This is a genomic window from Streptomyces sp. NPDC107528 (genome assembly GCF_055639295.1).
Window position 1 is genome coordinate 142,359 of the sequence record NZ_JBVKAV010000001.1, and the last position, 13,380, is coordinate 155,738.

Genomic DNA, 13,380 nt, shown 5'->3' on the forward strand with positions numbered 1-13,380 from the left:
GTAGGCTTCAAGACATGAGTGCTGTTCCTCGTTCGGAAAAGTCGGTGGGCCGGTTCCGGCGCATGCTCGACCGGCTCTCCTCGTCGCAGGAGGACCTGGAGTCCGAGGAGCTGCGTGAGGACGCCGAGACGACCGGCTGTACCAAGATCGGTGACTGCCGTGACCGACAGATAGTGACGGTTACTGGTACGTTGCGCACGGTCACCCTGCGGCCGCGTGCGGGAGTCCCCGCCCTGGAGGCCGAGCTGTTCGACGGCTCCGCCGCCCTGGACGTGGTGTGGCTCGGCAGGCGCTCCATAGTAGGGATAGAGCCGGGGCGCCGGCTGATCGCATCGGGCCGGGTCTCCATGAGCCGGGGCCGCCGGGTGCTGTTCAACCCGAAATACGAACTGAGACCCCTCGGACGGGAGTAGCCGGTGACGTCGCTCGACAAGCCGACTGAAGACACCACCGACACCACCGCAGACGCCGAGCAGAATGCCCGGGCGGTGACCGAGGCTGCGCTGTTCGAGGCCTTCGGCGGCATGCGCGGCATGATCGAGACGGTGCTGCCCGGTCTGCTCTTCGTCACCATCTACACGATCAACAAGGATCTGCACCTCTCGGCCATCGCCGCGCTTGCGGTGTCCCTGGTGCTGGTGGTGGTGCGCCTGGTGATGCGGGACACCATCAAGCACGCGTTCAGCGGCGTCTTCGGCGTCGCCTTCGGTGTCGTGTTCGCGATGATGACCGGCAACGCCAAGGACTTCTACCTGCCCGGCATGCTCTACACGCTGGGACTGGCGCTCGCGTACATCATCACGACCCTGTGCGGCGTGCCGTTGATCGGGCTGATCCTCGGGCCGGTGTTCAAGGAGAACCTCTCCTGGCGCACCCGCAATCCCGGGCGCAAGAAGGCGTACGCGAAGGCCAGTTGGGCCTGGGGCCTGATCCTGCTCGCCAAGTGCGCGATCCTCTTCCCGCTGTACTGGTGGGCGGACACCACGCAGTTCGGCTGGGTCCTGATCGCCCTGAAGATTCCACCGTTCCTGCTGGCCGTGTGGCTGACGTGGGTCTTCCTGGCGAAGGCGCCCGCGCCGATCGACGTGTTCGCGGAGATGGAGGCGGCGGAGAAGGCCGAGCAGGAGCGCAAGGCTGCCGCCGGCTCGGCCGAGTAGGTACCCGCCGTTGGTGCCGTTGGTGCGCCCCTGTCTGGGGGCTGCCGCCCCCAGGCCCCCGCTGTCGGCCTGAACGGCCTCGTCCTCAAACGCCGGACGGGCTTGATTTTGCCGGCCGGCCCCCCAACGCGAAGGGCGCCCTGTGATCCCCAGGGCGCCCTCCGTCGTCGTATGCCCGCAGGGCTAGCCCGCCGCGTCCTCGCGCCGCACCGACAGCAGGTCCTCCAGCTGCTCCTCCCTGGCCTGAGCGGCCACGAAGAGGAGTTCGTCGCCGGCTTCCAGGGAGTCCTCGCGGGACGGAGTGAGGACCCGGGTGCCTCGGATGATGGTCACCAGGGAGGTGTCCTGGGGCCATTCCACGTCGCCTACCTGGGTGCCGGCGAGGGCCGACTCCTCAGGGAGGGTCAGTTCGACGAGGTTGGCGTCACCGTGGCTGAAGCGCAGGAGGCGGACCAGGTCGCCGACCGAGACCGCTTCCTCGACCAGGGCCGACATCAGACGGGGGGTGGAGACGGCCACGTCGACGCCCCAGGCCTCGTTGAACAGCCACTCGTTCTTGGGGTTGTTCACACGGGCCACGACACGCGGTACGCCGTACTCCGTCTTCGCCAGCAGGGAGACGACCAGGTTGACCTTGTCGTCGCCCGTCGCGGCGATCACCACGTTGCAGCGCTGTAGGGCTGCCTCGTCCAGCGATGTGATCTCGCAGGCGTCGGCCAGCAGCCACTCCGCCTGCGGGACGCGTTCGACCGAGATGGCGGTCGGCGCCTTGTCGATCAGAAGGACCTCGTGGCCGTTCTCCAGCAGTTCGCCCGCGATCGAGCGGCCCACCGCACCGGCACCGGCAATGGCGACCCTCATCAGTGACCGCCCTCCTCTTCGGGACCCTTGGCGAACGCCGCCTCGACCTTGTCGACCTCGTCGGTGCGCATCATGACGTGCACCAGGTCGCCCTCCTGCAGCACCGTCTGCGAGGTGGGCAGGATCGCCTCACCGAGCCGGGTCAGGAACGCGACGCGGACGCCCGTCTCCTCCTGCAGCCTGCTGATCTTGTGGCCCACCCAGTCCGTGGACGCGTGCACCTCGGCGAGCTGCACGCCGCCGGTGGGGTCACGCCACAGCGGCTCGGCGCCCGAGGGCAGCAGACGGCGCAGCATCTGGTCGGCCGTCCAGCGGACGGTGGCCACGGTGGGGATGCCGAGGCGCTGGTAGACCTCGGCGCGACGGGGGTCGTAGATCCGGGCAGCGACGTTCTCCACGCCGAACATCTCGCGGGCCACGCGCGCGGAGATGATGTTGGAGTTGTCACCGCTGGAGACGGCGGCGAAGGCGCCCGCCTCCTCGATGCCCGCCTCGCGCAGGGTGTCCTGGTCGAAGCCGACGCCGGTCACCCGGCGGCCTCCGAACCCGGGGCCCAGCCGGCGGAACGCGGTGGGGTCCTGGTCGATCACGGCGACCGTATGCCCTTGTTGCTCCAGGGTCTGGGCAAGAGCGGAGCCCACCCTTCCGCAACCCATGATGACGATGTGCACGGCGCTTACCCCGCACTCCTCGTGAGGCGTCTGACTTGCGTGAACGTGGTGCTCATATCCTTCTCTCGGTTCGCCGGGCAACAGGCGCGGGCCGGTCGGGGACCGCTGGGCAACATCATGCCGGGGAATCCCGTCGATGATCCCCCGCGGTACGGATCGTGGGCTCGCGTGTGCCTTCGTCCACCGTAACCTCCGGGTCCGACAGGCCGACCGGGGCGTCCCGCCCGCCCGCTCAGCGGCGGTTGAAGCTGCGGAGGCTGGCCAGAGTCAGGACGCCGAGGCCGGCGAGCGAGACGAGGACTCCGACGAGCTGAGCGGTCGTCTGCGACATGAGGTCTCCCGGTGGTGATGAGCGTTCAGACGGGGTGATGAGCGTTCAGGCGCAGGTCATGGAGGCATGGGGGCGCCGAACGGATCGGCGCAAGGCACGAGCGCGGCCCGGAATTCACCCCGGCGCCGCGCGTGATTTCACCCGGATGTGCTCCGGCCCAGGCAGGGGGCCTACGATTCTCTGTTGTGTCCAAACTGACCGACGTGCCCAAACGGATTCTGATCGGGCGCGCGCTGCGCAGTGACCGGCTGGCGGAAACGCTCCTGCCGAAGCGCATCGCACTGCCCGTCTTTGCCTCCGACCCGCTGTCCTCCGTGGCATACGCGCCCGGAGAAGTACTGCTGGTCCTCTCCATCGCGGGCGTGTCGGCGTACCACTTCAGCCCCTGGATCGCGGTCGCGGTCGTCGTGCTGATGTTCACCGTGGTCGCGTCCTACCGGCAGAACGTGCACGCCTACCCCAGCGGTGGCGGTGACTACGAGGTGGCGACCACCAACCTCGGCCCCAAGGCCGGCCTGACGGTCGCGAGCGCCCTGCTCGTCGACTACGTCCTGACCGTCGCCGTCTCCATCTCCTCCGGCATCGAGAACCTCGGCTCCGCGATCCCGTTCGTGGTCGAGCACAAGGTCGAGTGCGCCGCCGCGGTGATCCTGCTGCTGACGGTGATGAACCTGCGCGGCGTCCGGGAGTCCGGCGGGCTCTTCGCCATCCCGACGTACGTCTTCGTCGTGGGCGTCTTCATCATGATCGCGTGGGGCGCGTTCCGCGGGCTGATCCTCGACGACACCATGCGGGCACCCACGGCGTCGTACGAGATCAAGCCGGAGCACCAGGGGCTCGCGGGCTTCGCGCTCGTCTTCCTCCTGCTGCGCGCCTTCTCCTCCGGCTGTGCCGCGCTCACCGGTGTCGAGGCGATCTCCAACGGCGTCCCGGCCTTCCGCAAGCCCAAGTCGAAGAACGCGGCGACCACGCTGGCGATGATGGGCCTGCTGGCCGTCACCATGTTCTGCGGCATCATCGCGCTCGCGATGGTGACCAAGGTCCGCATGGCCGAGAACCCGGCCGTCGACCTGATCAAGGACGGCGTCGCGGTCGGCTCCGGCTATGTCCAGAACCCGGTGATCACCCAGGTCGCCGAGGCAGTCTTCGGCAAGGGCAGCTTCTTCTTCATCGTGCTCGCCGCGGCCACCGCGCTGGTGCTGTTCCTGGCGGCCAACACCGCCTACAACGGCTTCCCGGTGCTCGGCTCGATCCTCGCCCAGGACCGCTACCTCCCCCGCCAGCTGCACACCCGCGGCGACCGGCTCGCCTTCTCCAACGGCATCGTGCTGCTGGCGGGCGCGGCCATGCTGCTGGTGTGGGTCTACGGCGCCGACTCCACCCGCCTGATCCAGCTGTACATCGTCGGCGTGTTCGTCTCCTTCACGCTCAGCCAGACCGGCATGGTCCGCCACTGGAACCGTCTGCTGAGGACGGAGAAGGACCAGGCCAAGCGCCGCCACATGATCCGCTCCCGCGCGATCAACACCTTCGGTGCCTTCTTCACCGGCCTGGTCCTGATCGTCGTGCTCGTCACCAAGTTCACGCACGGCGCCTGGGTCGCGCTGCTCGGCATGGTGATCTTCTACGGCGTGATGACGGCGATCCGCCGCCACTACGACCACGTCTCCGAGGAACTCGCCGCCCCCGAGGGCCCGAGCGACGACAGCGTACGGCCGTCCCGCGTGCACTCGGTCGTCCTGGTCTCCAAGATCCACCGCCCGGCCCTGCGCGCCCTGGCCTACGCCAAGTTGATGCGCTCGGACAGCCTGGAGGCGCTCAGCGTCAACGTCGACCCGGCGGAGACCAAGGCGCTGCGCGAGGAGTGGGAGCGGCGTGGGATCGACGTACCGCTGAAGGTGCTCGACTCGCCCTACCGCGAGATCACGCGGCCGATCATCGAGTACGTGAAGGGGCTGCGCAAGGAGTCCCCGCGCGACGCCGTGTCCGTGATCATCCCGGAGTACGTCGTCGGCCACTGGTACGAGCATCTGCTGCACAACCAGAGCGCACTGCGGCTGAAGGGCCGGCTGCTGTTCACGCCGGGCATCATGGTGACCTCGGTGCCCTACCAGCTCCAGTCGTCCGAGGCGGCGAAGGCCCGGGCCCGCAAGCGGCAGGACTGGAACGCACCGGGAGCGGTGCGGCGGGGGCCGGCCCAGGAGCGGGCGAAGGAGCCTGCGGAGCCGGACGCCAAGCGCTGACGGGGGCGGGGCGGGGGCGCGGCAGGAGTGCGTGGACCTTGGAGTGGGCGACGGGGTGGTCCGGGGGCTTGAGGGCCTGTGCTGACGGGGCCGGGCGGAGTGTCCGGAGTGCCTGGACCTTGGGGTGGGCCAAGGAGGCCGCCGGGCCGGACGCTCAGCGATGACGCGGCAGGAGTGCGTAGCTTCAGGAGCGGGCGGAGACATCCGGTGGGGGAGGGCCTGCGCTGATGGGGGCCGGGCGGGGTGGCCGGAGCGCGTGGATCTTGGGGTGGGCCAAGGAGGCCGCCGGGCCGGACGCTCAGCGATGACGCGGGCCGGGGGTGCGGGCGGGAGCACGTAGACTGGTGGGCTGTTGTCAGGCCCGGGCCGCTGAAGAGCGCCGTCGAGGGCCGCGCCGTCCCGCCTCTCGATCTGGAGTCACCCCACCATGCAGGCAGAACAGAAGAAGTCGCTGGTGGGGGAGGAGTACGAGGTCGAGATCGGCCCCGTCGCCCACGGCGGGCACTGCATCGCCCGCACGGACGCGGGCCAGGTCCTGTTCGTCCGGCACACCCTGCCCGGCGAGCGTGTCGTGGCCCGGGTGACCGAGGGTGATGAGGGCGACCGCTTCCTGCGCGCCGACGCGGTCGAGATCCTGTCGGCGTCCAAGGACCGCATCGAGGCACCCTGCCCCTTCGCCGGGCCCGGCCGCTGCGGCGGCTGCGACTGGCAGCACGCCAAGCCGGGGGCGCAGCGCCGGATGAAGGGCGAGGTCATCGCCGAGCAGTTGCAGCGGCTCGCGGGGCTCACGCCCGAGGACATCGGCTGGGACGGCACGGTCATGCCGGCCGAGGGCGACAAGCTGCCCGCCGGGCAGGTGCCGCAGTGGCGGACGCGCGTGCAGTACGCCGTCGACGCCGACGGCCACGCCGGACTGCGCCGGCACCGCTCGCACGACGTCGAGCCGATCGACCACTGCATGATCGCCGCCGAGGGGGTCAGCGAACTCGGCATCGAGAAGCGCGACTGGTCCGGCATGGCGGGGGTCGAGGCGATCGCGGCGACCGGTTCGCAGGACCGCCAGGTGATCCTGACGCCGAGGCCGGGCGGGCGCCTGCCGATCGTCGAACTGGACCGGCCGGTCTCGGTGATGCGGGTCGGCGAGAAGGACGGCGGCGTCCACCGCGTCCACGGCCGCCCCTTCGTCCGCGAACGCGCGGACGGCCGTACCCACCGGGTCGGCAGCGGCGGCTTCTGGCAGGTCCACCCGAAGGCCGCGGACACCCTGGTGACGGCGGTCATGCAAGGCCTGCTGCCCCGCAAGGGCGAGATGGCCCTCGACCTCTACTGCGGCGTCGGCCTCTTCGCCGGCGCCCTCGCCGACCGCCTTGGCGACAAGGGCGCGGTCCTCGGCATCGAGTCCGGCAAGCGCGCGGTGGAGGACGCCCGGCACAACCTGGCCGACTTCGACCGAGTGCGGATCGAGCAGGGCAAGGTCGAGTCGGTACTGCCGCGTACGGGGATCACCGAGGTGGACCTGATCGTCCTGGACCCGCCGCGGGCGGGCGCCGGCCGGCAGACGGTGGCGCATCTGGCGTCCCTGGGGGCGCGGCGCATCGCGTATGTGGCTTGCGATCCGGCGGCGTTGGCTCGGGATCTGGGGTACTTCCGGGAGGGGGGTTATCGGGTGCGGATGCTGCGGGCGTTTGATCTGTTTCCGATGACTCATCATGTTGAATGCGTCGCGATCCTCGAACCTGCCGCAAAGGGCGCCTGACCTGCTGTTTCGTCGAATGTGCATTATGTGCGCCGTGGGCGTTACGGGCGATGTCTTCATGCGGGTCATGGCCTGGTTCGGGGCTCAGTAGGAGCGGGGTCTGTAAGGCTCCCTGCTTGTTCTTCGAGGTGTTTGACGCGATAAGCGTGGGCGTACGCGGCACGGGCTTCCTGCATGGCGGCTTCCCGGCGCCGGTGCTGCTCCTCGCGCGCTTGCTGGTCTGCGCGGCGTTTGCGTTCCGCGGCTTCGCCGCGGAGGCCGACTTCCTGCGCGATTTCGGCGAGTGGTCACGTGTTCGCCGCGGTCCTGTTCCTGGGAATGAGGAATCCGACGCTTTCGCCTTGGGCGGCGATGGTGAAGTGCGGTGGTGCGCTGCGGCGCCGATGGGGTGGGTGAGCGCCTTGTGTGGTTCCGAGCCCGTCTTGAGCCTTGTGTTTCGGTGGCGGTGATGAGGGCCTGGATGACGCGCAGGGCGCGCCCTTGGACGGACTTCGTCAATCCCATGGCCTGCGGCTGCTTTGGGAGGGCGGCCACGACGGATTGGGGTTTGGTGAGTCTGGATGGAACGGGGAGCGGTGTGAGTGCGGCGAGGCGCCAGGCGGGGATGTCGACGAACTTGATTTCCTAGCAGCGGTGGGTGCGGTATCCGTAGAGCTCCTGCGTGTGGGGGATCTTGCCGGACTTGCGGGCGGCGTTGACCCATGACGCCCAATTCACCGCGTGCGGGCCGGGTTCGAGGGGCTTGGTGAGACAGGCGTCGTTCGCGGCCAGTTCTTCGAGGAGCCGATCCGCATAGCTTGTACGGGCCTTCGGTGCCGTCTTGGGCCGTGGCGGTGCCGGCCTGCGGCCGAGCCGCTCTGGCGGTGCGGCGCGCTGCTCCGTGGGGCGGATGCCGCGGTCGGTGAGGTCCTGTCGGCCTGTGTCGGTGAGGTGGGCGCTTCAATGGCCGCGGCTTCTGGTGATTTCGATCAGCCCTCGGTTTTGCACAGCCTGCTGGCGCTCGTTTGAGGGCCTGGTGCATGTGGTCCTCCCGCGGTTCCCCAGGTGTGCTGCCGCGGGGACAATGCCCGCTGCTTCCCCGCGAATTCAGGGCGGGCCGAGGGGACCTTTGTTCGGATGAGACGCACGTGGCGTGTTTACAGCGAGAACATTTCCTCCTGGTAGTTCTCGACGATGTCCCGGCACGGAGAGAACAGGCCGAGCAGCTTGAACGTTCTGGGGCACTTGACCGTAAGGGGCGGCAGTGCTCGGGGGCTGCGCGGTCGAGGTGTACGCCGGCGACGCAGCTCGCCTCGCGGCAGTTCGTTGCCAGTTGCGGATACGTCTTGACCATGATCATTACTCGCGCGCGCTCCCACGCTTCTGCCATCCCCCTCCGGCCCGCTGCGGCTGGAGAGATGGGAGGGGAGTTCCAAGTGGGGGTCGATGAGTTCCGCGGTGCAGACGGGGTGACAAAAGTTGTGAAGCAGTACGCGGCCGGGTGTACCAGGGCCGTCGCAGTGAACCGGGCATCCTTCACGCCGGAAGCCGACGTGCAGCAGGTCGCTTTCCGGGTCTGTGCGGATGGGTTCGCGGTCGTCGATGGTCCGATCGCTTCCCGGGCGCACATCATCGCAGGCGGGTGTGTTTTGGCGCTCGCGTCCGGGTTACGCGGAGGGCGCCCTCTGTACGTGTGACTGGAGATTAGGCTGATGACTGACGCGCGTGATGTTCCTTCTGCCCGGCCGGACGGGGCCGGTGAGCCGGCGCCGCCGTATCGGTTTGAGCGTCAGTCGCGACCCGGCCTGGAGTCGAAGATGTCGACGCCGCCTCGCTACATGGCGCCGCGCTACCGCGGGTCGGACAAACTGCGGGGCAAGGTGGCGCTGATCACCGGTGGCGACTCGGGCATCGGCAGGTCCGTGGCAGTGCTGTATGCCCGTGAGGGCGCCGACGTGGCGATCGTGTATCTGCCCGAGGAGCAGGAGGACGCCGAAGAAGCCCGCAAGGCGGTCGAAGCCGAGGGCCGGCGGTGCCTGCTGATACCGGGTGACCTGTGTGATCCGGACTTCTGCCGACACGCCGTCGAAACGACGGTGGACACTCTGGGCGGCTTGAACATCCTGGTGAGTAACGCGGCTCGCCTCAACAGTCAGAACTCGCTCGAGGACCTGAACTTCGAGGACTTCGACCTGGCGTTCAAGACGAACGTCTACGCCTACTTCCACCTCGTACAAGCGTCCCTGCCCCACCTGAAGCGGGGGGACGCGATCATCGCGACGGCGTCGGAGGAGGGCCTCAAAGGCAGCGACATGATGATGGACTACGCGGCATCGAAGGCCGCGCAGATCATCTTCACGAAGTCGATCGCCTCTCACCTGGCCAAACGCGGGATCCGCGCGAACGTCGTGGCCCCTGGCCCCACATGGACCGTCCTGAACCTCGCCGGCCAGCGCTTCCCCGACGACTACCTGAAGGAGAACCTCGCTGCCGCGGATCCGATGGGCCGCGCGGCCCAGCCGGAGGAACTCGCCCCCGCTTACGTCTACCTCGCCTCCGAAGCCGATTCCAGCTACACGATCGGCGAAACCATCGCGGTGACCGGCGGAATGACCGACAGCCGTTGACACGGCGGCCACGCAGGTCGGGCGACAGCCTGCGCCGCGCCACCATACGTCCGGCCGCCGCCGGTGACCCCTCCTACTCCGTCGGGCGTCTGGACGATCGGCTGATGCGCGGCCAGTATCTGCGGGAAGCCGAACACCTCATGGCGGTGTCCGACGAGCCTGTCCCCGTCGACGTCGACGTCGACGTCTCCGGGTTCCGGTTCCGGCCCGAGGCCGCGGCGCCGGCCGGCCGGAGGGAGGACGGGTTCGTCACGATGACGCCGGACGCAGACCTGATGGGGCAGTTCCGGCGCGCGGGAGGCGGCCGGAAGCCCGTACTCGGCGGCATGAAGGTGTGCTGGGGCACGGACCGCGGCCAGGCGGTCACGACGGCCTACAGGCTGTGGCCGACCCCGTTCCTGCCGGGCGAACTCGGCCAAGTGCTGCCCGACTCGGCCCATTTCGAGCAGGCGTCGACGCTCGTGACCGAGGAGGCCGTCGCCGACGGCATGGTCTGCGGCGACGACGTGGACGAACACGTAAGCGCCGTGGCGGCTTACGTCGACGCGGGCTTCGACGAGGTGTACGTCGGCCAGGTCGGGCCCGACCACAAGGATTCTTCGACTTCTACAGCAGTGTCGTCCTGCCGCGCCTTGATGGCAGGTGACCCTGTGTACATGCCGCTCGTTCCACTCTCGCACAAGGAGAAACACACCATGCGCGCCCTGTCCCTGGTCTGCACGCTCAACTCTTCCCCCGCCCCCTCCAGCAGTCTGCTGCTGTCGGACCAGGTCTGCGCCGAACTCGACAAGCTCGGCGTGACGACGGAGACGGTACGCGTCGCCGACCACGACGTACGCCCCGGCATCGGGGTGGACATGGGGGAGGGTGACGCCTGGCCGCTCCTGCGCGAGAAGGTGCTCCGGGCCGACATCCTCGTGATCGCCACGCCGATCTGGCTCGGGCATCCCTCCAGCATCTGCCAACGTGTCCTGGAACGGCTGAACGCCGATTCGTCGCAGACCGACGAGCAGGGGCGCCCCCTCTTCTCCGGCAAGGTCGCCGCAGTCGCAGTAGTCGGCAACGAGGACGGGGCGCACAAGGTGAGCGCCGACGTCTTTCAGGGCCTGAACGACGTCGGCTTCTCCCTCGCCCCCGGCGCCGTCACGTACTGGGTCGGAGAGGCCCAGCAGGGCACCGACTACCAGGACCTCGACGGGACACCCGAGGCAGTGGCAGACACGACCCGCGCGCTCGCGGTCAACACCGTCCACCTCGCGAAGCTCCTGGAGGACCACCCCTACCCGGCCGGATGACCCCGGACGTGTCCTACGAGACTTTGGGCGCAGCCCCGCACGACCTCCTGCTCATTCGCGGCGGCACGCTCAACGCCGTCCACCTGCGCCTGGAGGTCGTGGCCGTGGACACGGTGAAGGCGTTCGCGGCGAACGGCCGTCCCGTCGCCGCCATCTGCCACGGCATGTGGGCGCTGGTGGAGGCCGACGTGGTGCGGGGCAGGACCTCACCTCGTACCCGTCCATGCGCACCGACATCACCAACGCCGGCGCCAAGGCGTGGGTAGACGAACCGGTCGTCGTGGACACAGAGGGCGGCTATCCGCTGATCACCCTCACGCACCCCGAAGGACCTGGACGACTTCGTGACGGCGATCCGCGAACGGCTCACCCAGTGAGAGGTAACGGACGGACGAGCGCAGGACGACGCGTGCCCCGTACCAGAGCGGCTGCCCGGCGCAGCCATCCTCGGCACCATCGGCGCGGCGAGGCCCGCCTGCCCGCCGTCGTTGCGACGCTGTCGGCGCTCGGGCTGTACCTCCTCCTGCCGGAGCAGCTTCTGATTCCCCCGCGTTACGTCCTGCCGGCTCTGGAGGTCGTCCTGCTGGTGCCGTTGGTCGCCATCAATCCGCGCCGTCTCATCCGTCGGACCAGCACCTTCCGCATCCTCTCGCTCACGCTGGTGGCGGTCATCGCAGCCAGCAATCCGGTCGCGCTCGGCATGCTGATCCACCAACTGGTGCACGCGGGAGTGAAGGACGGCTCGGAGACGGCGCCAGCGGCGCGTCCGACTGGGTGCCCACACTGGTGGGCTGCCTGTACGTCTCCGTGACCAACTCCACGGCGTTCAGCCCGACGGACACCATGGCGCTGTCAGCGCGCGCCAAACTCCTGATGAGCGTGCGGAGCGTCGCCGCGCTCCTGACCTCGCTCCTCGTCATCGCCCGAGCAGTGAGGGTGCTGCCCTGAGCTCTCCACGACACAGCCCCCGTTCACGTACGCACATGCTGTCGGCTCCTCCGGGCGGCTCCGTGACTGCCATGCATACGTACAACTCCTCGTGGGCACCCGCTGGCCGGTCGGTCCGGAGCCGCGTCCTTACGCCTGGCCCAAGTCCGGACCTGATCGTGATTCCCACCGTCCCCTTAAGGAGCACATGTGAGCGAGGACATCTTCGTCATCGGTATGGACGAGGCGAATCTGCCGACCCTGCGGGCGGCCGGTGCCGGGCGCGACTGCCGGTTCCACGGTCTTTTGACCATCGAGGAACTGCAGGGCGGAGAGGTCTCCGTACCGGATCTGCTCGACCGGGCCCGCCGCGTGCTCGATGCCTTTGACGGCACGATCGACGCGATCACGGGCTACTGGGACTTCCCGGTCTCCACCATGGTGCCGATCCTCGCCCGCGAGTACGGCACCCGCGCCACCGATCTGGCCTCGATCGTCAAGTGCGAGCACAAGTACTGGAGTCGCCTGGAGCAGCGCGCGGCCGCGCCGGAGGCGGTGCCCGCGTTCGGCCGGGTGGACCTTGACGCGGACGAGCCGCAACTGCCGGATGGCGTCTCCTACCCCCTGTGGCTCAAGCCCGCCCTCTCCTACTCCTCCGAGCTGGCCTTCGGTGTGAAGGACGAGGACGGCTTCCGCGCCGCCGTGCAGGAGATCCGTGCGGGTGCCGGCCGCATCGGCCGCCCTTTCGAGTCCGTCATGGAACGGCTGGAACTGCCGCCCGAGATGGCAGACGTCGGAAGCCTGGTCTGTCTCGCCGAGGAGGGCCTTACCGGCATTCAGGTCGCGGTGGAGGGATACGTGCACCAGGGCGAGGTGACCGTTTACGGGGTGCTCGACTCCATCAACTACCCGGGCAGTTCCTCCTTCCTGCGTCACCAGTACCCCTCCATGCTCCCGCAGCCGGTGATCGACCGTCTGCACGACGTGTCCGAGCGGGTGATGCGCCGGATCGGTATGGACGGCGCGACCTTCTCGATCGAGTTCTTCTACGACCCGGGGAAGGAGGCCGTGCACATCCTGGAGATCAATCCGCGCCACTCCCAGTCGCACGCCGAGTTGTTCGACTTCGTCGACGGCGTGCCCAACCATCACTGCATGCTTTCGCTGGCCCGCGGCGAGGACCCCTGTATGCCGCACAGGGAAGGCCGCTACGCGATGGCCGCCAAGTGGTACCACCGCTGGTTCGCCGACGGTGTGGTGCGCGACGTGCCCGGCCGCGACCGGCTGGATCAGATAGAACGCGACATCCCTGGTGTCCGCGTCGACGTGGCGCCCAGGGAACGGCAGCGCCTGTCCGATCTGTCGCAGCAGGACAGCTACAGCTACGAGTTGGCGCACATCTTCACCGGCGGCGACAGCGAGGAGGAGCTGCGCGAGAAGTACGACCGCTGCGTGGCCGCCCTCGGCCTCTCGTTCGAGGACACCGCGCCTGCCGCCGACCGACAGCCCGGCCCGGCCTGAGCGCCCGCACCC

General features: G+C 68.8%; 12 protein-coding genes and 1 pseudogene. 11 read left to right on the forward strand and 2 right to left on the reverse strand.

Annotated features, from left to right (window positions below):
- The first annotated feature begins 14 nt into the window (after positions 1 to 14).
- On the forward strand, positions 15 to 413 hold the full coding sequence (locus tag ACZ7L5_RS00575; RefSeq protein ID WP_328878645.1) for an OB-fold nucleic acid binding domain-containing protein: 399 nt from the start codon (positions 15 to 17) through the stop codon (positions 411 to 413).
- Positions 414 to 416: 3 nt separating this feature from the next.
- Positions 417 to 1,157, forward strand: coding sequence for a DUF3159 domain-containing protein (locus tag ACZ7L5_RS00580; RefSeq protein ID WP_328878644.1), 741 nt, complete (start codon positions 417 to 419; stop codon positions 1,155 to 1,157).
- Between the two features lie 183 nt (positions 1,158 to 1,340).
- On the opposite strand, the gene ACZ7L5_RS00585 is transcribed toward ACZ7L5_RS00580, so the two are convergent.
- Both ACZ7L5_RS00585 and ACZ7L5_RS00590 read right to left on the reverse strand, forming a co-directional pair.
- Positions 1,341 to 2,018, reverse strand: coding sequence for a potassium channel family protein (locus tag ACZ7L5_RS00585; protein ID WP_062670424.1), 678 nt, complete (start codon positions 2,016 to 2,018; stop codon positions 1,341 to 1,343).
- Entirely contained in the window at positions 2,018 to 2,689 is a 672-nt protein-coding gene (locus ACZ7L5_RS00590) for a potassium channel family protein (RefSeq protein WP_328422468.1), read from the reverse strand. The genes ACZ7L5_RS00585 and ACZ7L5_RS00590 overlap by 1 nt, the downstream gene beginning before the upstream one ends.
- Positions 2,690 to 3,205: 516 nt before the next feature.
- On the opposite strand from ACZ7L5_RS00590, the gene ACZ7L5_RS00595 reads away from it, so the two are divergent.
- From ACZ7L5_RS00595 to ACZ7L5_RS00635, 9 genes and pseudogenes are all read left to right on the forward strand, one after another.
- Entirely contained in the window at positions 3,206 to 5,263 is a 2,058-nt protein-coding gene (locus tag ACZ7L5_RS00595) for an APC family permease (protein ID WP_471513156.1), read from the forward strand.
- Between the two features lie 427 nt (positions 5,264 to 5,690).
- The gene (locus ACZ7L5_RS00600; protein ID WP_471513158.1) at positions 5,691 to 7,019 is read left to right on the forward strand and encodes a class I SAM-dependent RNA methyltransferase; all 1,329 of its coding nucleotides are present in this window, start codon (positions 5,691 to 5,693) and stop codon (positions 7,017 to 7,019) included.
- 116 nt (positions 7,020 to 7,135) lie between these two features.
- Positions 7,136 to 7,468, forward strand: a complete 333-nt coding sequence (locus tag ACZ7L5_RS00605; RefSeq protein ID WP_471513160.1) for a hypothetical protein — start codon at positions 7,136 to 7,138, stop codon at positions 7,466 to 7,468.
- Positions 7,469 to 8,815: 1,347 nt separating this feature from the next.
- Entirely contained in the window at positions 8,816 to 9,625 is an 810-nt protein-coding gene (locus ACZ7L5_RS00610; RefSeq protein WP_471513162.1) for an SDR family oxidoreductase, read from the forward strand.
- Between the two features lie 695 nt (positions 9,626 to 10,320).
- The gene (locus tag ACZ7L5_RS00615) at positions 10,321 to 10,920 is read left to right on the forward strand and encodes a flavodoxin family protein (RefSeq protein WP_471514457.1); all 600 of its coding nucleotides are present in this window, start codon (positions 10,321 to 10,323) and stop codon (positions 10,918 to 10,920) included.
- Positions 10,908 to 11,297: pseudogene (locus ACZ7L5_RS00620) on the forward strand (DJ-1/PfpI family protein); the annotation flags it as partial. The gene ACZ7L5_RS00615 and the pseudogene ACZ7L5_RS00620, both read left to right, overlap by 13 nt.
- Positions 11,298 to 11,329: 32 nt before the next feature.
- Positions 11,330 to 11,731 carry a hypothetical protein gene (locus ACZ7L5_RS00625; RefSeq protein ID WP_471513164.1) on the forward strand — a complete coding sequence of 134 codons (402 nt, stop codon included), beginning with the start codon at positions 11,330 to 11,332 and terminating at the stop codon, positions 11,729 to 11,731.
- A complete protein-coding gene (locus ACZ7L5_RS00630) occupies positions 11,728 to 11,868 on the forward strand; it encodes a hypothetical protein (protein ID WP_471513166.1) in 141 nt (46 codons plus the stop codon). The genes ACZ7L5_RS00625 and ACZ7L5_RS00630 overlap by 4 nt, the downstream gene beginning before the upstream one ends.
- 216 nt (positions 11,869 to 12,084) lie before the next feature.
- Positions 12,085 to 13,368: an ATP-grasp domain-containing protein gene (locus ACZ7L5_RS00635; RefSeq protein WP_471514459.1), complete on the forward strand. Its 1,284-nt coding sequence runs from the start codon at positions 12,085 to 12,087 to the stop codon at positions 13,366 to 13,368.
- Positions 13,369 to 13,380: the final 12 nt, after the last annotated feature.

What these genes read in the sequence shown, in the direction of transcription:
- ACZ7L5_RS00600 (WP_471513158.1), top strand. Translation starts at nt 5,691, where the DNA reads ATGCAGGCAGAACAGAAGAAGTCGCTGGTGGGGGAGGAGTACGAGGTC.
- ACZ7L5_RS00615 (WP_471514457.1), top strand. Translation starts at nt 10,321, where the DNA reads ATGCGCGCCCTGTCCCTGGTCTGCACGCTCAACTCTTCCCCCGCCCCC.
- ACZ7L5_RS00610 (WP_471513162.1), top strand. Translation starts at nt 8,816, where the DNA reads ATGTCGACGCCGCCTCGCTACATGGCGCCGCGCTACCGCGGGTCGGAC.
- ACZ7L5_RS00575 (WP_328878645.1), top strand. Translation starts at nt 15, where the DNA reads ATGAGTGCTGTTCCTCGTTCGGAAAAGTCGGTGGGCCGGTTCCGGCGC.
- ACZ7L5_RS00635 (WP_471514459.1), top strand. Translation starts at nt 12,085, where the DNA reads ATGGACGAGGCGAATCTGCCGACCCTGCGGGCGGCCGGTGCCGGGCGC.
- ACZ7L5_RS00585 (WP_062670424.1), bottom strand. Translation starts at nt 2,018, where the DNA reads ATGAGGGTCGCCATTGCCGGTGCCGGTGCGGTGGGCCGCTCGATCGCG.